Source organism: Roseiflexus castenholzii DSM 13941 (assembly GCF_000017805.1).
Taxonomy (GTDB): Bacteria; Chloroflexota; Chloroflexia; order Chloroflexales; family Roseiflexaceae; genus Roseiflexus; species Roseiflexus castenholzii.
Genome location: NC_009767.1, coordinates 4,040,217 through 4,057,904, shown reverse-complemented (window position 1 = coordinate 4,057,904; position 17,688 = coordinate 4,040,217). Strand labels below are relative to the sequence as shown.

The window sequence follows — 17,688 nt, the reverse complement described above, 5'->3', positions numbered from 1 at the left end:
GGTATAATATCGAACGTTGTTGAATGTGAAGAAGCATATGGTCAGAACCTGGCGCGATTACAATTTCCCGCTGTTCCTCTGCGTCGTCATCCTGTTGATTTTTGGCGCTGCCATGGTCTATAGCGCCACCCTGCGCGACCCGCTGACCCAGGGATATTTTTCGCGGCACCTGGTCAATCTGCTGGTCGGATGCGCCGCCATGGCAGTGATGACCGCGATCGATTACCACTTCTTCGAGTCCTGGATTGTCCCGTTCTATCTTGGCGCTGTGGCGTTGCTGGGGTTGGTGCTGGCAATTGGTCAGGTCAGTTCCGGCGCACAAAGCTGGATCGATCTCGGTGTTCGAACGTTTCAGCCCTCAGAACCGGTGAAACTGCTGGTCATTCTTGCGCTGGCCGCATACTGGTCCCGTAATGAACGTCAACCATCTGCATGGCGTGTGGTTATCACCAGCCTGATCCTGGTTGGCATTCCCACGGTGCTGGTCTTTCTGCAACCCGATTTTGGCACCGCAATGGTCTTCGGCGCTATCTGGCTGGCAATGGCGCTGGCGGCTGGCGTGCGTTGGCAGCAGTTCGTCGTCCTGTTTGTCGCCGCCCTCCCCGCTGCAATGTATGGTTGGACCCATATTCTTCGTCCCTATCAGCGTGATCGTCTGCTGATCTTTATCGATCCGCTGAAATACGACCCGGAACTGAAACAGGGCGCGTGGAACATCATGCAGTCGTTGACAGCGATTGGATCGGGTGGTCTGACCGGTCGCGGATGGACGCACGGCTTGTTGAGTCAGGGCAACTACTTGCCGGTGCAATACTCCGATTTTATCTTTGCAATTACCGGGGAAGAGTTGGGGTTCATTGGCGCGACGTTGCTGCTCGTCTTTTTGGGCGTAACCGTCTGGCAGGCGCTGACGGTCGCTCAGGCGGCGCGTGACTCGTTTGGGCGCCTGATAGCAACGGGGATTGCGGCAATGCTGTTGTGCCACGTGCTTGTCAATGTGGGCATGAACATGAGCATCATGCCGATCACTGGCATCCCCCTGCCGTTTATCTCCTATGGCGGCAGCTTCACCCTGACAACACTGGCGGCGGTCGGATTACTTCAGAGCATCGCACTGCGCCGACGGCGCATCACATTCTGAACCGCAAGGCTGCAACAATATATTAATACTTTGCGTCTCATCGCCAGGAACCGAACATTCTGGTCGTGCGGCGACCCTGAAAGGTTTGTGTGCGTCATGCAGTCTCGTCTGGTGCGAAGTCGTCGTGATGCGGTCCTTGCCGGCGTGTGCGGCGGCCTTGGCGACTATTTTCAGATCGATCCGGTGATTGTTCGCCTGATCTTTGTCCTGGTTACTCTGACCAGTGGCATCGGTTTTTTGCTCTATCCCATCCTGTGGATCATTATGCCGAAGGCGCCGCCTGATACACCGTCTGCTTTTCCAGGTGAAGGGCAACAGGCGGGCGAGCAGGGCGCGGTATTCAGCCGTCAGGCATACCAGGCTCAGTATTCCCGGCAATCCGGGTATGCCGAGTCGTCGTTCGCCGATGCGGCATCCGGTCCGCCACAGACGGGACAGACGATCAATTTGCGGATGGATCCGGCAATGCCGCCAGCGCGTGCGCCTCGTCGTCGTCTGAATTGGGCCGGTATCGTGCTGATCGGGCTAGGGCTGATCTTTCTGGCTGAGCAGTTCGGCATCGATACCGATATCGTCTTTCCTCTGCTGATGATCGTTGCCGGAGGGATGCTCATCTTTCGCCATCGCTAGTGCTGCGCTACGATGCTGCAAAACGTACTGCGGTCGGCTCAGGCGCTGTATCGGCGGTGTGCGCCAGGGGCAGGCTGATCGTGAACGTTGCACCGCGTCCCGGCGTGCTCGCAACACTAATGACCCCGCCATAGCTTTCGACGATGGTCCGACTGATACTCAACCCCAGTCCGCTCCCTGTGCTGCGATTCGTCACAAACGGCTGGAAGATGGCGTTTTGCTGCGCAGGTGCGATGCCGGCGCCTGTGTCGCTGATCTCGACGACGGCGCGTTCGCCGGTGCTGTAGGTGCGCACGGTAAGCGTGCCCCCTTCCGGCATGGCCGATACGCCGTTCAGGATAAGATTGATCAAAACTTCGCGCAGATCCGCCGGATGCCCGCGCACGGGCGGAACCGGCGCCAGTGCCATGTTGACCTTCACAGAACGACGGGTTCCCCAAAATGGCCGGGTCAACTGCAATGCGTCATGAACCAGGGTGGGAAGCAGCACCGGCGATGTCGTCGCCTCTACCGAGTGAGTGGCGCTGCGAATGGTGAGCAGACGCCGTAAGAGATAATGTCCGTCTCTGGCAGCCTGCTCGATGGTTTTGAGATCGTCCTGGAGATGAGACGGCGCTGCTTGTTGCAGCAACTGCGCATGCCCCAAAACCGAGGCGAAGAGATTGCCGATGTCGTGTGCCGCACCAGCCGCCAATGTCGCGCGCAACCGCATTTCTTCAAGTTGGTGCAATCGCTCCTGTGTCGTGCGCAGGTGTTCCTCGTGTTGCTTGATAGTTGTCAGGTGACGGTGGGCGATAAACCAGAGTCCCACAAACGGCGCGATCTGGTCGAATATCGTCAGATCGCGTTGTGTAGGTCCGATAGCGCGTTGCGATACGATCATCCGTCCCTGGAGTTGATTGGCGGCCATCAAGGGTACAAGAGCCGTCTGATAGCCGTGCTGGTGCAACCAGGCGATGAATGGCGACAATCCGCACCTGGCAGGCGGGGTTGGCAAATCCTGGTTGCCGCACGTCATCAGCAAGTGCTCTGCCGACTCGCTGAGGACGAAGAGATCGACGCGCGTATCGGGGAAGAGACGCATAATAACGTCGTGAAGAATTTCGGCAAGGCTTTCCACGGTGGGCGAGTCGACAATCTGACGCAGGATAGTCAGAATGTCAGCAGGCGATAGCGATTGGGTTGTGACTCCGCTATTCATGGTGATAGGTCTTCTATGAAGATGTAGCGGAAGTATGTGCCTGCACTGATGATTTCCACCTTTGAGGGGACGTTCGATATGTGTGTCATAACCAACGCTATATTCCATCGACTTCAGCGGCAAGTTCTCCCAGGAATTCACCGACGGTTCGCGCACGCGCGCGGATGGCGGCCAGCGTCGCGCGGTCGCGTGCATCGAGCGACACGTGGTAGTGAGGATGGGCATCTGCGGCATCGAATGGATCGTGGAGCAATCGCTCCGCAAGTGCCGGATCGGCGGCTGCCAGCAGCGCCAGACGAGTCAACGCTGGTCGCGCGCTATGCCCCGGGACCAGATGAAGGTGCTGCTCTGAAGGTGCAGCAGGCGTGCGAAATGCAAGCATGGGATGCTTCCTTTCCGAATCGGGATTGGGTGTGCGGCTGAATAACAGCCAGATCAGAACGCCGCTGGCGATCAGAATGTCTCCAGGACTGATAATCAGCGTCAGAAGTGTCGTTGAGATTGGCAACCAGTCAGAGAGAATCCAGAGCGGCGAACCGTGAACAACAATGTCCTTCGACCCTTCCAGAAGGACGCCGGCCTCGAAGTGATACCCCAGATCGGCCAGAATATCGGCTCGTACCGGCATTGCGCCGCCATGCCACGCCATCGCCAGCATGTTAAGCGCCGCACCGCCAGCGACCACAGGGACGCCAGCGATCCGATAGTTGCAGACGCACCACAGGATCATCGCTACAACCGACAAAACAAACATCTCACTGATGTGTATGCCGAGGATGTGGGCGATCTGCGGCACGGCGGCGATTGCCAGCAGCAGGTTGTAGCGCGGCCAGGATGGCGCTCGCCAGAGCGCAATCACTGCTCCAACGAGCGCACAAGCCAGATAGACAACGAACAGGGTCATGCGTTACCAGTTTGCGATAGTCGTCGACGGTCCACGGATAGGTGGCGGAGCAAGCGGCGCCATAGCCGCTGCTGCAATCGTGCCAACCAGGAGTGCCGCTGCAAGTGCCCGCAGGATTTTCGACCGCATGGTGTGTTGCCTCCTAACAAATATGCGCTCACACGTATCGGGGCTGAGGTGTGTGCTGGAACTGGTACAAAAATAGTTCACGCGATTGACTCGCCATTGACGGTTCATTGACTCAATGGATTAATACCAATTCCCTGTGAACATCCGGCATGGTCACCCTGAGTGCAGCGAGGGGTCTTGCGCGACCCGCGCAGATTCCTCGCTGCGCTCGGAATGACACGCATGCGGCATCTTCAAGCGTCATTGGTATAATATCGTGTAAACTCATATACCTTCTGAAGTTGACGCAGGACCATCGTAGCGTTTCGGATCTGCACCATGAAACACTCTGGACTCCGCTTTCTGCTCCCGTACATGGCGCCATATCGGCGACACCTGATCGTGGGAACCATCTATGCGCTGATCAGCGCATCCGCCAGCGCGTTCAGTCCGGCGCTGCTCGGACGCGCAATTGACGATGTGCTGGCTGGAATCCGCACGGATCGACTGGTATGGTATGCGGTTGGCCTCATTGCACTGGCAACGACGCTTGCGGTGTTCAGGTATCTGCTCCGTATGCTGACCGGATGGATTGCAGTAGGGGTCAGTTATCGCATGAGCCAGGACTTGTTCGATCGGGTGTTGTTGTTCGATCAGGCGACGGCGCAAAGTTATGGTGTGGGTGATCTGCTCTCACGCGCCTCGAACGATTTCATTTACATCTGGCGCTTCTACAGCGCAGGCTTTCAGATGTCGATGCATGCGCTGTTTCTGCTGGCGATTGGAACGGTGCTCATGGCGTTGAGCAGTCCGCTGCTGGCGGCGCTGGTCGTCGCATTGTTGTTTGCCAGTCTCGGTGTGCAGGTTGGGCTGGGGCGCGTGTTGGAACGCGCATTCGATCATGTGCAGCAGCGTATGGCGCGCCTCTCGGCATTTGCTCAAGAGCATCTGAGCGCCATGCGCATGCTGGCGGCGTATGCGCAGGAACGCTCCGTAGTTGCAGCGTTTCAGCAGAGCAATGAGGCGTATGTGCGCAGTAATCTTGATTTTGTGCTGCGTTCCGCAGCCATTGCTCCCCTCCCCAGTCTGGTGGTGCGTCTGGCGGCTGCGGTTGTGCTTGGTTTGGGTGGCGCACTGGTAGTTGGAGGAGCGATTTCGGTCGGCCAGTATGTGCAGTTCATCGTTTATCTGGGTTTGCTCAGCGCGGCAGCGCAACAACTCAGCCAGGCGTATGAGCGACTGCAACAGGGAAGCGCCGCTGCCGGACGAATCGGCGAAGTCTTGCGCCGTCGTTCGCGTATTGTTGATGCTCCTGACGCTATTGCGCTCATGCCGTCTGGCGATATTTGCTTCGAGGGGGTTGGCGTGCGCGCCACCGGCGACTCTCGCTGGATTGTGCGCGGCATCGATCTGCGGATAGCGGCAGGAACGACGCTTGGTATCGTTGGGGCGACAGGAGCGGGGAAAAGTACGCTGCTGAGTCTCATCGGGCGTGTGCGCGACCCCGATGAAGGGCGCATCACGATTGGCGGGGTCGATATCCGGCGCATCCGGTTGGAAACATTGCGTCGCTCTGTGGTGTATGTGCCGCAGGAGCCGTTGCTGTTCAGCATATCGGTGCGCGACAACATCGCTCTTGGCTTAACCGGCGTTCCCGATGAACTGGTGCATCGCGCCGCCCACGCTGCGCGCCTGACAAATGATCTGGCGCAGTTACCGCAAGGGCTGGCGACCATTGTTGGAGAGCGCGGCGCGACGCTCTCTGGCGGGCAGAAGCAGCGCACTGCTATTGCGCGTGCGCTGGTGCGCGATCCGTCGATCTTGCTGCTCGACGACACGCTTTCGAGCGTCGATGCGCAGACGGCAGCCGAGATTCTGCGCGAACTTGCCGCAGCGCGCGAAGGTCGCACCGTAGTGATGGTCAGTCAGCGGATGGCAGCAGTGCGCGATGCCGATCAGATCATCGTTCTGCACGAGGGAGGCATTGTGGAGCAGGGCGATCATCAGTCGCTGCTGGCGCTCAATGGACGCTATGCCGCGATGTATCGTCGTGAATTGCGGCAGGCGGAAGAGTCCGAGGAGTCGATCGCATGACAGGCGAGTCTTCTTCCACACGATCCACCACGGTGCGTGGACAGGACGCAGCACTGGTTGTATTGCTCGCCAGCGTGATGGCGCCGCACTGGCGCATTCTGGCGCTGGCGCTGCTCATCCTGCTGGCGACTGCGGCGTTGAATGCGGTTCCGCCGGCGCTGATGCAACAGGCAATCGATGGACCGATTGCGCGCGGCGATCCTGAGGGGTTGTGGCTGATCGCAGCACTCTACGGCGGCGTGGCGATTGTAATGTTTGCATTGCAGTATATCTACACGCTGTTTCTCCAGATGGCAGGGCAGCGAGCGCTGGCCGATCTGCGGACACGGCTGTTCGACCATATGACCCATCAGGACCAGAGGTTTTTCGGACGGACTCCGACGGGCGATCTGGTCACGCGCCTGACCAGTGATGTGGATACGATCAATGCGCTCCTTTCGAGCAGTGTGGTGACTATTCTGGTGGAGAGCGTGACGTTGCTGGTCATCGTCGGAGTCATGCTGGCAGTGAACTGGCGTCTGGCGCTTCTGTCACTGGCAGTGCTTCCACTCTTGGCGCTGGTGACGCGCTTCTTCCGGCAGCGTATTCGGCGATCCTCAACGGGTGAGCGCACGGCGCTGGCGCGCGCAAGTGCGTTTCTGAGTGAACGCATCGTCGGGCTAACGGTGATCCAATTGTTTGGCGCGCAGCGGGCAAGCGCCGAAGAGTTCGATGGCTACAATATGGCGTATCGCCGGGCATTGCTGGCGCTGCGTCGCCAGAGCGCGCTGTTTCTGGCATCGCAGGAGATACTGTCGTCGGTCGGTCTGGCGCTCGTCCTGTATGGCGGAGGGCAAGGAGTGTTGGCAGGATGGGCGACTCTTGGCACGCTGGTGGCGTTTGTGCAGTATACCGAACGGGCGTTTCAACCGATTCTGCGTCTTGGCGAGCAGTACAATACGGTGCAGATCGCGTTAGGCGCCGCCGAGCGCATCTATACGATGCTACGAACAACGCCGGCGGTCGTCTCGCCGCCAGATCCGGTCGTGTTGCCGCGGGTGCGTGGGGCGATTGAATTGCGCCATGTCAGTTTCTCGTATGTGCCGGAAGAGCCGGTGCTGCGCGATGTTTCCCTTTCGATACCAGCCGGGCAGAATGTGGCGATTGTCGGCGCGACCGGTGCGGGAAAATCGAGCCTGGTCGCGCTGCTGGCGCGGTTCTATGATCCGCAACAGGGGCAGGTGCTGCTCGATGGGGTCGATATTCGGCGTCTGGACCTCACTATGTTACGCCGCGCCATTGCTGTCGTCCCGCAGGACCCGGTGTGTCTTGCGGGCTCGATTGCTCATAATATCCGTCTGTTCCGCACTGACATCAGCGATGCCGATGTGCGTCGCGCTGCGGAGTTGGCGAATGCAGCGCCGTTCATCGAACGCCTTCCCGGTGGTTACGAGTTTGAAGTGCTGCCCGGCGGCGCCAATCTGTCGGTGGGGCAACGCCAACTGTTGGCGCTGGCGCGCGCGCTGGCGCTCAGTCCCGAAGGAGTGCTCGCGCTCGATGAAGCGACATCGAGCATCGACAATGCAACAGAGCGATTGATCCAGGAAGCGCTGGAACGTATCCTGCGCACGCGCACCAGTGTGGTGATTGCTCATCGTCTGTCAACCATTCGCAATGCGGATCGGATAATTGTCATGCATCGCGGGAGGATCGTCGAGGATGGTGATCACGATGCGCTCCTCGCGCGCGGCGGCTTCTATGCGCGATTGCATCGCCATCAGTTTGTTATGCACTAATACCAATGACGATTGACGATGCCGCATGCGGATCATTCCGAGCCCTTCGCTTCGCTCAGGGTAAACGCAGCGCGGAATCTGCGCGGGTCGCGCACGACCCCTCGCGCTGCTCGGGGTGACCATGCCGGATGGTCACAGGGAATTGGTATAAGCGTTTGTCCGAATATCCGGGGGAGCGGCGTATCCCAACGACGAATCGCCCCTTTTCAGGTCTTCGTGCCTGCCCCCTGCTCCGATGGGCAGCGAATCCTGATGTTGGTCGGGAAGTATAAGGAGAGGGCATCCCGCCTCGAACGTTTATGTCAGTTGCTGATACAATGCCGCAGTTGCTGGCTCTGGCGATGCGCCAAGGGCGCGCAACGCACCCTTGAGATGCTCAAAGGTGACCGTGACCAGGGTGCGGTTGCCGAACCGCGCAGCCAGGCGCATTAGTTGTGCGGCAGTATGCTCGCGGCATCCATCGATCTGCAACACATGCTGGTAGTAGAACATCGCCTGTTGCGGCGAGTCCCGCTCGATGGATTGTGCGAATTGTTCGATAGCATCCAGATAACGCTGCTGGAGATGCGCCCGACGCGACTCGACCCACAGACTGGCGCTGAGGGGCGCTCCCGGAAGGAACTCGCCACGGTAGAGCGCCATGACGCGCTGAATGATGTTGGGATGGGTCGGCATCTCGAGGAGACGTTCGAGTTCTTGCACATCGTACTCGATCATGTCCCATCCGCTACGAATAGCAACCGCCCCCTCGCGCGCCGAAACGGAGAGACCGGTTTGCAGGCGCAACCGGCGTAGCGCCTGGTGTAACGCGGGCATCGAAACGTGATCATCACCCCACACCGCCTCCCAGAGGCGCTCCACTGCCAGTCCCGGAGGACCGGCATCGAGGAGTCGGATCAGGAGGGCGCGGTGCAGTTGCGACAGTTCGACCGGCATGCCATCGACAAGGCACTCGAATCCGCCAAGCGCGGTGATCCGCCAGCGTATGGACGCGGGTTGACGGAAGCCCGCAATCGCGCGAGCGGCAAGCGGCGTGTGAGGTGCTGCGATTTCAAAGAGTTTGCGATGCACCGCTGCGAAACGATGCAGCAAGGGTTCGGAGAGCGTGCTAGCGCGCGCCACGAAATCCGCCCATTCCGCAGCAGCGCATTGCCAGCCAGCGCGGGAGTATGCGATGTCGGCGCGCAACAGTGCGACATAGGCGCGCTCTTCGTTGCTGAGGGCGGCTTCGCATACCGTCGCTTCTGCCAGAAAATTGGCGAGGCGTTCCGGGTCCGGGTTGCTCTGTTGCATCGCCAGCATTGCCCGTGCCAATGCCAGACGCCCGCGCACCTCCGGTTGGAAAGGCGCTACGATTGCGGCTGTCCTGTCGGACCACGCAGATGTGGCTGCCCTATCGCCAACCAGGAGAGCGGACCAGAGCGCGGTCGCCGCCGCTGCTTCCGCACTGCTGGCGATGTCGAACGCTGTGGCCAGTGCGTGTGCCTCAGCAGCGCAATGGATCGATTGCTCAACATCGCCCTGACGCAGCATGAGTTCTGCCAGGCTGCACAGCAGCACGCTTTCTTCACGTCGCAGCCCGGTATGTCGGGCAATATCCAGTCCGGTGTCGAATGCCGCGCGCGCTTCGGCATACCGCCCTTCTTCCATCGCCATGACTCCCATGTTGTTGAGCGTCAGTGCGCGCCTTCCGTGATTGCCGGATGCCTGCCAGCAAGCGTCGGCGCGCTTCAGGTGGCGGAGAGCCGACTGACGATCACCCTGAGCAGCGTATGCCCAGCCGAGATTATCGTAAATATCCGCGAGAGGTCCGGGATGATCCACGGCGTCGGCGCGGGTCGTCGCAAGAGTATGCGCGCGTTCCAATGCCGTAATGGCGGCAGCGACCTCGCCTGCCATAATGTGCGCGCGTCCGGCGGCTATGGCATATTCCAGGCGCAGGCGATCATCGAGAATCTCCACATCGACGGTTCGCAATGTTTGTTGAGCGCGAGCGTAGTCGCCCTGGAGCACCTGCACCTCTGCCGAGAGAATCCGCGCTTCTGCACGGATCTGAGCATTTCCGGACGCTTCGGCGAGCTGGAGCGCCAGGTATGCGCGTTCCCAGAGTGCCAGATCGCTATACACGCGCGCCTCTGCCAACAAGAGATCTGGCGGGGTTGCGGGCAGTCGTGGATCTTGCACCGCCGGGAACGGCATAGCGTCCCGGATGTGGCGATCACCGGTCAATCGAAAGCGATGCAGGCGTTCAAAGCACGCCAGCAGGGTGGTCTGACGCGAACGCTGACGCAGGCGTGGCACTGCCGATCGCAGCAGTTCGAGCGCCTGTCGATAATCGCTGGCTGCCAGATAGCAATCGAGCGCACGTTCGATGTCGTCCTCAGTAGCATAGAGGTCGCCGGCAGTCCGCAAAAGCGAACGATACCGTTGGGGATCACGCGCGAGGCGCGATCGCAGATACTCACGAAACAGACTATGGTACGATACCCATCCAGCACGACTCGAAACGAACAGACCACGGCGTTTGATATCGTCAAGATATTCCGCCGAGTTGGTGGTGTTTCGCAATCGGTCGCAGCGATGCGGCGACAGGTCCTGAAGCACGCTGGTATCCTCAAGAAACCGTTGCAGGTCGGCTGGTAGTGGCGACAGAATCTGTTCGGCGAAATACGCATACACCTGGCTCGTGTTGGCTTCGATGATGGCATCGCGTTGCGTGGCGATCTCCGCCAGGCGATAGTCAACAATATGCTGTTTGGGGACGCTGCTGCCGTTGACAGATGGTTGATCCAGTGAAAGCACGATACCGGTGACCCAACCGCCAACTGCGGCGGTCAATTGCTCCGCGGCGTCATCGGAGAGCGTCAGCCCTGCGGTCATTCCCGCAAGACGCTGCGTATCGGCACGCTGGAACTGCAACACGCTATAATCGAACACAGCAGCACGCTGTTGCGCAACCATGCGCACCATGCCGTGCAAAGCTGGCAGGGTGCGCGATGCAAGCACCAGATGACACCTGGCAGCATACTCGGCGATGGATGCCAGCAGCGCAAAAACCAGCGAGACGCCCGGAATGGATTGCGACTGGTCATCCTCCAGAACATGCACATCATCAAGAATCAGGGCGAAGTGATCCGGCGCATCAGCAAGCGCCAGCGCCGTCTGCTGCGAGATCTCCGCGAGACTCTGGGGGGTGGCGGTGGCAAGACGCGCGGCGATGTCCGCCGTTCCCGGCGCCAGATCGGCAACGCTGTGCAACAGATAATCGAGAAAAACCTGGGGATCGCGATCGGCACTATCGAGCGTATACCATGCAGTGGGCATCGTGGTGTGCGCGACCCACTGTGCCAGAGCAGTCGTTTTACCCCATCCGGCAGGAGCGGCGAGCGCGACGACGCGCTTGCTGCGAATGGCGCGCTCAAGTTGTGCGATGACGTGAGGACGTTCGATCAGCGGTCGCGCTGATGTCGGAACAATGAGCTTCTGCTGGAATCGCAGCGCCATAGTTGCTTCAGGTGTTGCCAGAAACCACGTACCATGATCGTAGAAGGTTACGCCGGGGTTGTCAATCGTGAATCGACCGACTCTTGATCGTGAGACGACATCTGTAACCGGGATGTCATTTTTTTCATCTGGCGGCTTGCCATATGATAGCGCGAGGTCTACAATAGCATGAACTGGAATACAAGTATGCCGACCGAATCGATCCAATTTGCTGCGCGTGCGACAGAATCACCATCGGTTGGACGTCGCAGGGTGGAGTCGCTGACTGTTTGGGCGGGTTCGCCGGGTGTATTGTTGATCCATGGCTTTGGCGGCGATCTGGCGGAAGTCCGTCCACTGGCGGCTGCATTCATTCGGGAGGGATACAGCGTGCACGCCCCGCTGCTCCCTGGTCATGGCGCGCTTCCCGATGCGCTTGCCGGTGTCCGGTGGCAACAATGGGCGGAAACAGTGGTGCAGGGATTTGCGCTGCTGCATCAGCATTGCTCCGAGGTTGCGGTCGTTGGCTTTTCGATGGGATCGTTGCTCGCGCTGCTGCTGGCGGCACATCTGCCGGTTGCGCGCCTGGTCGCGCTGGCGCCGGCGTTGACGCTGCGCGGCCAATTTCTGGTGAATCTGAGCAGTATCGCGCGATACGCCATTTCATGGTACTATCCTCTTGCCAGGGCTGATTTCAAAGATCCGGCGCTGCGCGCGCTTATACGCAATCGCGTCCCGGATGCCGATCTTGATGACCCGGTCGTCTGTGAGCAATTGCGCCGCACTGTGCGCATGCCGCTGACTGCGATTCATCAGTTGACCCTGTTGCAGCGCTCTGCGCGCCGTGCATTGCCGCGCATCACGGCGCCAACGCTGGTAGTGCAGGGGCGCGATGATGCAACAGTCGATCCACGATCCGCCGGGCAGGTCGCGCGGCATATCGGTGCTGCCGACTGTCGGTTGATTTGGATGGATGGGTATGGACATCAGTTGCTCCTCGGCGAGGGTGGTGAACGGGTCGCGCATATGATCGTCGCCTGGCTCAAAGGGTAGGTATATGGAGCGCGTCGTGTCGTATCATCAGGGACATGCCCATGTTTATTGATTGCAGCCATCTGATCGCTTCCAATCCACCGCGTCTGCACTATGGCGTGGCGGTGGTCGACATCAATGATGATGGCGCCTGGGAGCTATTCATTGCCGGCTTCGATGGCGCCAATCGCGTGCTGCGCTGGAACGGCGCCGGTTTCGTCGATATTGTCGATCAGACCCTCGCCGATGCCCAACGGCAGGCGATCGGCGTGGCAGCCGGCGACCTCGACGGTGATGGTCGGGAGGAGATCTATGTCCTCAACACCGATACCTTCGCCGGTCGTAAGCGCTTTGGTGATCGCTTGTTCGATTTCCAGGAGACCGGTTGGGTCGATCTGTTCGAATTGCCGCAGAACCGCGAGGCGCTCAATTTAACCGCCGGTCGCTCGGTTGCGGTCGTGGATCGCCTCGGCACGGGGCGCTATGGCTTCTTTGTGGCGAATTATGGCGGTCCGTTTCGCCTGTATGAACTCGACCGCTTTGGCGAAGTGCAGGATATGGCAAGCGCTGCGGGCGTCAGTTTTACAACCGGCGGGCGCGGTGTGATGACCCTTCCTCTGGTGACGTCGCGCATGGATATTTTTACAGTCAATGAAAATGGTCCCAATCTGCTCTTTGCCAATCGTGGCGATGGCACGTTCGAGGAAATCGCCCGCCGCGCCGGTTTGCCCGATCCGCACGAGCACGGTCGGGGAGTTGCCGCCGGCGATTTCGATGGCGATGGCCGTTTCGACATCGTCTATGGCAACTGGGAGGGTCCGCATCGTCTGTTCTTGCAGAAGTGGGAAGGTCTCTTCGTTGATGCTGCGCCGCCTGATATGGCGGAACCATCGCGGGTGCGCACGGTTATCGCCGCTGATTTCGATAATGACGGCGAGTTGGAAATCTTCTTCAACAACATCGGTGAACCAAACCGCCTGTTTGCGCGTCGCGGCGATGTGTGGACGAAAATCGATCCGGGAGATGCGCTCGAACCCGCCGGATTGGGCACCGGTGCGGCAGTTGGCGATTTTGACGGCGATGGCCGGCTTGAATTGCTGATCAGTCACGGCGAAGCCGATTTGCAGCCGCTCAGTCTGTACCGTCCGGTTTCCAATGAGTATGCCTGGCTGCGCGTGTTGCCGCTGACCCGCGCCGGCGCGCCGGCGCGCGGCGCTGTCGTCGTGCTCTCCGCTGGCGGCAGGCGGCAACTGCGCGCCGTTGATGCCGGCAGCGGCTATTTGTGTCAGATGGAAGCAGTCGCCCACTTTGGTCTGGGACGTGTGGCGACGGTTGAGTCGGTTGAGGTGTACTGGCCCGATGGCGCGATGACTTCCATTACCGCGCCGGAGGTGAACCGCGTGCTCCGCATCCCACATCCGTGAGTCCCGGTTATGGGGCGTTATCGAGAGCCTGCGCCAGCCCGACGACCAGACGCACGGCATGCTCAAGATGCGCAGCATCGAGCCGCGAAAGGTCATCACTGCGTTCGTGCTGATACGGTACGCGCCTGTGGGTGTCAAGGGCAGCGATCCCCATGGCGCGCCAGCCGCGCCGACGCAGGATGCCGGCGCACGTGACGCCGCGGTACACACCAGGCTGTGCTATCGCCTGCCCACTATCCACAACACGGGCTGCCAGGCGCAACAGCAGCGCGTCCGCCAATCGCTGGCGCAGTGCGCCCTCGGCTGCCAGATAGCACAATCTCCCCTGACCGATGCCATCCAGACCGATGAAGAGCGTTTGTTGCGCTTCGAAGGGATACCGTCGCAGCAGGTCGTCGATGCCAGCCATTCCGGCGCCAATCCCCACGATCCAGATCTCGGTATGGGTGAGAGGAGGTATGCGTGCTGCGCTCTCGATCAAGGTCGCCAGGGCGCCTGCATAACTGATCGCTCCTGGCGTCGCTGGCGCGTGCTGCACAATGAGCGCCGCGATCCCCTGGACGAGCAGGGTGGTTGCCGGGATAACCTGGGCATACCAGAGCCATAAACGGAGATCGAAGGGCAGCGGCGCATTCGCTGCAATGCCCAGCGCCAAAAGTAACGTTGCTGCAACGGTGCGCCCGATCAGCCCGATCGGACCAGCGCCCAACGCAACAATCTGGCGTCTGATGGCAGGCGGCGAACTGAGCGGCGCCAACACCACCAGCCGCCAACGCAAGACCCCGGCGGCAGCGCGTGTGGCAATGACATTCTGGCTCAGGAGGCGCCGCGCCAACAGGTGTGTATCGTGCCAGGCGGCCAGGAATGTCGCTCCAAAACTCGCTGCAAACATCAGCGTTGCCAGGAGGGGCATCCAGTAAAAGACGACGACTCCAAAAATAGCCAGTGCGCCCCAGACTATGCCATCGTAGCCGGGAAGTCGAAACGTGTAAAAGGACTCGGCAGAAAGACGCAATCCCGCCTGGCGGAGACGCGCATCGAGGAATGCTGCCGCTTTCGCCTCGTTGATCGATCCGGGAGGACGTGGACCAATTGCGCTCACAATGTGCGCAGCAAGGTCGAACGGCATCTCCTGAAGACGTCCCGACAACGGAATCTCCGATACGCTGCTCCTGTCAGATGCCATCGCCGCCTGTTCCCGTCTCATAGACCATAACAAGATGAACAAACGGTACCTGTCGCATGGGGGACTATTGTCCGATTGAAGCGGCGCGCCATGTGTGGCATGATAATGTGCAAAGTGAGTGAACCTCTCCGACGCTGCAATCGACTTACTCAGGAGGTGCATCCCGTGTTGCGCAGTTTCTTTTACAAGTACTAAAGCGGGAAGGTCTCCGAGGCGTAACGCCTCGGAGACCTTTTTATGGAAGGTCTTCGCCGTAACGCCAGCGGTAGTAATGTCGCCCGACATTACCCATCTCGACGCGCCACCCGGGTGGATTATCGGGCACATAGGTCAATGTGCGACGCTCGAACAACTGAATCAGCACATCATGCTCGACCCCGCCAAGACGCACACGCACCCAGAACGGTTCGCTGATCGGATAGCCAAGCGTAAACAGCCAGTCGAACAAGCGATCATTGCGTAAACGTCCATGTTCGTAGATCAGCCCGCGCGCATTGAGATACTCCCAAAAAACCGCTGGAATGTTGTGCCCGCTTTCGGGTACATAGTGCGCAATCCGCGTCTCAGCGCGCGTCGGTCCTTCATATGCGCCAATGCGTCCCTGCCGATCAATGGTCATCCGCGGCAACTGTCCAGTCTGATCCGGTTCCGCTCGTGTGATGGCAAGCGCGAAACTGGCATAGAACGGCGCGTTGGGATCATCGGCGTCGCCGGCGACAGGGATAGAGGCCGCTTCGCGCTGCACGAATTCGGCATCTCCAACCTGCATGCGCCCGGTAACCAGTTCCATCACCAGCAGACCAGAGGTGACGAACCAGGGGTTTGAACGATCACCAAAGGGGTTGTTCAGTTCCATTCGACCCTTGTCGAAGTACTGCACCTGCCGCATGCCGCTGATCGCCTGCTGATAACTCTCGGCGCGCGCCATCAGTCCGCGTGGTCCCCACATCCAGCTGCGCTGCACTCTGCCGCTGGCGATCACCCGATCGGTGCGTTGCCAGAGTTGGTCGAATGCCACATCGGCAAACCCAACCAGTGGACCATTGACAAATGCGCGTGCTGTTCCGTCCTGAGCGTCGCCGGATTCAGTGCCAACCGAGGCGCCCGGTGGCGGTGTACCGGTTGGCGTTGGCGTGCGATCATCAAATGGCACGACGGTCGGTGTCGGTCCTGCGGGGGTTGGCGCCACTGCCGGTTGCGGCGCGCGTCCACACTCCTCGTCTGGAACGCACAACTGTAGGATCAGGTCGTAGCGAATGAACTGGTTGCCAAGGTCGCCGTTGTTCTTGATCTGTACATAGTAGAAACCATCCACCCGGGGTATGAAGCGGATTTGCGAGTCGAGCGATCCGGCAATATCGTCGCTGAAATCAAGCAGGCGAATACCGTCGCGGTCGAACAAATACATCACCGTGTCGGCGCCTGCCTGCGTTTGATTGTTGAAGTCGGGGGTGTTGCGGTATGGGCGCGTGTCGGTGTAGATATAGTAGACTTTGCCCGCTTTGCCGAAGAACTTTACCCAATCGGCGTCCCCCGTCGGGCAGAGCCGCCGACCCGGCTGAATTTCGTTCGGCAAGATGAGTGTCGCCTGCTCCGGCAAACCGTCGTCTTCATACAGGTCGCGGCAGATCTCGCCGACCAGCGCAGCCGTCGGTCCGTAACTTTCGGAACGCACGACGAAAACATAGGTGCGGTTGCCGCCGCCAATACTGAGCGTATCGCGGACGCGCACATAGTAGAAGCCATCGCGCGGCGCGCGCCACGATTGAATGCGCGGCTTGATATCCTTTGGGTCGGGACTCGCCGGATTACGGTTGAAGAAATCATCATTGAACGCCAATCGCTGACCATTCTCATCGTACAATTCGAGCGACAGATCAAGCCCGGCGTCCATGCGTTCGATATCAATCGTGTAAACCTTGCCGCCGACGCCGCCAAAGCGGAACCAGTCCTCATCGCCGATCTCGCAGATGCCGTGTGTCACCGGTGAGTCGATCAGCACCAGCCGCGCGCTGCCAGGATCGTTTCCCGGATCGCGGGCGCCTTCAGGACACGTCGGACCGGGAGTTGGCGTTGGTCCCGGTGTGCGCGTCGGCGTCGGCGTCACTGTCGGCGACAGGGTTGGCGTGGCGGTCTGCCCGCCAACGGTCACAACGAACACGCCGAAAGTGCTGGCGGACACAGTGCGCACCCCCGATGTCGAGTTGTACGATCCGGTAACCGTAACCAGCAGATTATTATAGGTGCCTGGCACGACATTTCCGCCGATGCTCAGTTGCAACGTGAAATTGGCATTGACGCCAGGCGAGTTGTTTGGCAGTTGCACCGGACCCGGTGCACTGACAGTGATACCGGATGGTACATTTGAGGTCGTAATGTTGAACGTCGTCGTTGGGCTGGCAGCCGTAGCATCATTGATATTATTCGTCAACTGGAACGTCAGAGTGATAATGGTTCCAGGGTCGCCCGACGGCGGCGCGCCGACCTGTGTGATCTGAACGACCTGCTGCGCCTGAACGATAGTCAGAGGAATGCTCACGACAAGAGCGGCGAGCATTCCCACGAGTATGAGGGTGACAATCGTTTTGCGTCGGGTCGTGCGCTGATGGCTCACGAAGACGATTCTCCAACCGCGACAGACAAACCTGGACCATTATATCACGGGTTTGGAGACCGGTTGGAGACCCGCCCCAACGTGGGTTCCACTCCC

The 17,688-nt window shown here is 59.8% G+C and carries 12 protein-coding genes; 6 read left to right on the top strand and 6 right to left on the bottom strand.

Annotation, left to right across the window (positions count from 1 at the left end; genetic code table 11):
* Positions 1-37 precede the first annotated feature (37 nt).
* Positions 38-1,141, top strand: a complete 1,104-nt coding sequence (gene rodA, locus RCAS_RS16145; protein WP_012121609.1) for a rod shape-determining protein RodA — start codon at positions 38-40, stop codon at positions 1,139-1,141.
* 96 nt (positions 1,142-1,237) lie between these two features.
* Complete coding sequence (locus RCAS_RS16140) at positions 1,238-1,771, top strand: PspC domain-containing protein (protein WP_012121608.1); 534 nt, start codon at positions 1,238-1,240, stop codon at positions 1,769-1,771.
* Positions 1,772-1,778: 7 nt separating this feature from the next.
* Here the strand turns inward: RCAS_RS16140 and RCAS_RS16135 are convergent, their stop codons facing one another.
* The 3 genes from RCAS_RS16135 to RCAS_RS26280 all read right to left on the bottom strand — a co-directional run bounded on the left by RCAS_RS16135 (position 1,779) and on the right by RCAS_RS26280 (position 4,005).
* Positions 1,779-2,972 carry a sensor histidine kinase gene (locus RCAS_RS16135; RefSeq protein ID WP_012121607.1) on the bottom strand — a complete coding sequence of 398 codons (1,194 nt, stop codon included), beginning with the start codon at positions 2,970-2,972 and terminating at the stop codon, positions 1,779-1,781.
* A gap of 97 nt (positions 2,973-3,069) precedes the next feature.
* A complete protein-coding gene (locus RCAS_RS16130) occupies positions 3,070-3,876 on the bottom strand; it encodes a DUF5317 family protein (protein WP_012121606.1) in 807 nt (268 codons plus the stop codon).
* Between the two features lie 3 nt (positions 3,877-3,879).
* Positions 3,880-4,005, bottom strand: a complete 126-nt coding sequence (locus RCAS_RS26280) for a hypothetical protein (protein WP_269632295.1) — start codon at positions 4,003-4,005, stop codon at positions 3,880-3,882.
* 318 nt (positions 4,006-4,323) lie between these two features.
* On the opposite strand from RCAS_RS26280, the gene RCAS_RS16125 reads away from it, so the two are divergent.
* Together RCAS_RS16125 and RCAS_RS16120 are read left to right on the top strand one after the other, a co-directional pair.
* Positions 4,324-6,078 (top strand): ABC transporter ATP-binding protein, encoded by a 1,755-nt coding sequence (locus tag RCAS_RS16125; RefSeq protein ID WP_012121605.1) that lies wholly within the window; start codon positions 4,324-4,326, stop codon positions 6,076-6,078.
* Positions 6,075-7,853: an ABC transporter ATP-binding protein gene (locus tag RCAS_RS16120; RefSeq protein ID WP_012121604.1), complete on the top strand. Its 1,779-nt coding sequence runs from the start codon at positions 6,075-6,077 to the stop codon at positions 7,851-7,853. Before RCAS_RS16125 ends, RCAS_RS16120 begins: the two co-directional genes overlap by 4 nt.
* Before the next feature lie 297 nt (positions 7,854-8,150).
* Here the strand turns inward: RCAS_RS16120 and RCAS_RS16115 are convergent, their stop codons facing one another.
* Positions 8,151-11,357: a tetratricopeptide repeat protein gene (locus RCAS_RS16115; RefSeq protein ID WP_012121603.1), complete on the bottom strand. Its 3,207-nt coding sequence runs from the start codon at positions 11,355-11,357 to the stop codon at positions 8,151-8,153.
* Positions 11,358-11,543: 186 nt separating this feature from the next.
* On the opposite strand from RCAS_RS16115, the gene RCAS_RS16110 reads away from it, so the two are divergent.
* A complete protein-coding gene (locus tag RCAS_RS16110) occupies positions 11,544-12,389 on the top strand; it encodes an alpha/beta hydrolase (RefSeq protein ID WP_012121602.1) in 846 nt (281 codons plus the stop codon).
* Positions 12,390-12,430: 41 nt separating this feature from the next.
* The gene (locus RCAS_RS16105; RefSeq protein WP_012121601.1) at positions 12,431-13,792 is read left to right on the top strand and encodes a CRTAC1 family protein; all 1,362 of its coding nucleotides are present in this window, start codon (positions 12,431-12,433) and stop codon (positions 13,790-13,792) included.
* 7 nt (positions 13,793-13,799) lie between these two features.
* Here RCAS_RS16105 and RCAS_RS16100 read toward each other — a convergent pair whose 3' ends face one another.
* Both RCAS_RS16100 and RCAS_RS16095 read right to left on the bottom strand, forming a co-directional pair.
* Positions 13,800-14,978: a hypothetical protein gene (locus RCAS_RS16100; protein ID WP_012121600.1), complete on the bottom strand. Its 1,179-nt coding sequence runs from the start codon at positions 14,976-14,978 to the stop codon at positions 13,800-13,802.
* Positions 14,979-15,213: 235 nt separating this feature from the next.
* A complete protein-coding gene (locus RCAS_RS16095) occupies positions 15,214-17,592 on the bottom strand; it encodes a COG1361 family protein (RefSeq protein ID WP_012121599.1) in 2,379 nt (792 codons plus the stop codon).
* Positions 17,593-17,688 lie beyond the last annotated feature (96 nt).

Excerpts from the sequence above, each read along its gene's own strand:
- RCAS_RS16140 (WP_012121608.1), top strand. The coding sequence starts at position 1,238 with ATGCAGTCTCGTCTGGTGCGAAGTCGTCGTGATGCGGTCCTTGCCGGC.
- RCAS_RS16105 (WP_012121601.1), top strand. The coding sequence starts at position 12,431 with ATGTTTATTGATTGCAGCCATCTGATCGCTTCCAATCCACCGCGTCTG.
- RCAS_RS16115 (WP_012121603.1), bottom strand. The coding sequence starts at position 11,357 with ATGGCGCTGCGATTCCAGCAGAAGCTCATTGTTCCGACATCAGCGCGA.
- RCAS_RS16135 (WP_012121607.1), bottom strand. The coding sequence starts at position 2,972 with ATGAATAGCGGAGTCACAACCCAATCGCTATCGCCTGCTGACATTCTG.
- RCAS_RS26280 (WP_269632295.1), bottom strand. The coding sequence starts at position 4,005 with ATGCGGTCGAAAATCCTGCGGGCACTTGCAGCGGCACTCCTGGTTGGC.
- RCAS_RS16130 (WP_012121606.1), bottom strand. The coding sequence starts at position 3,876 with ATGACCCTGTTCGTTGTCTATCTGGCTTGTGCGCTCGTTGGAGCAGTG.
- RCAS_RS16120 (WP_012121604.1), top strand. The coding sequence starts at position 6,075 with ATGACAGGCGAGTCTTCTTCCACACGATCCACCACGGTGCGTGGACAG.
- rodA (WP_012121609.1), top strand. The coding sequence starts at position 38 with ATGGTCAGAACCTGGCGCGATTACAATTTCCCGCTGTTCCTCTGCGTC.
- RCAS_RS16100 (WP_012121600.1), bottom strand. The coding sequence starts at position 14,978 with ATGGCATCTGACAGGAGCAGCGTATCGGAGATTCCGTTGTCGGGACGT.
- RCAS_RS16110 (WP_012121602.1), top strand. The coding sequence starts at position 11,544 with ATGCCGACCGAATCGATCCAATTTGCTGCGCGTGCGACAGAATCACCA.
- RCAS_RS16125 (WP_012121605.1), top strand. The coding sequence starts at position 4,324 with ATGAAACACTCTGGACTCCGCTTTCTGCTCCCGTACATGGCGCCATAT.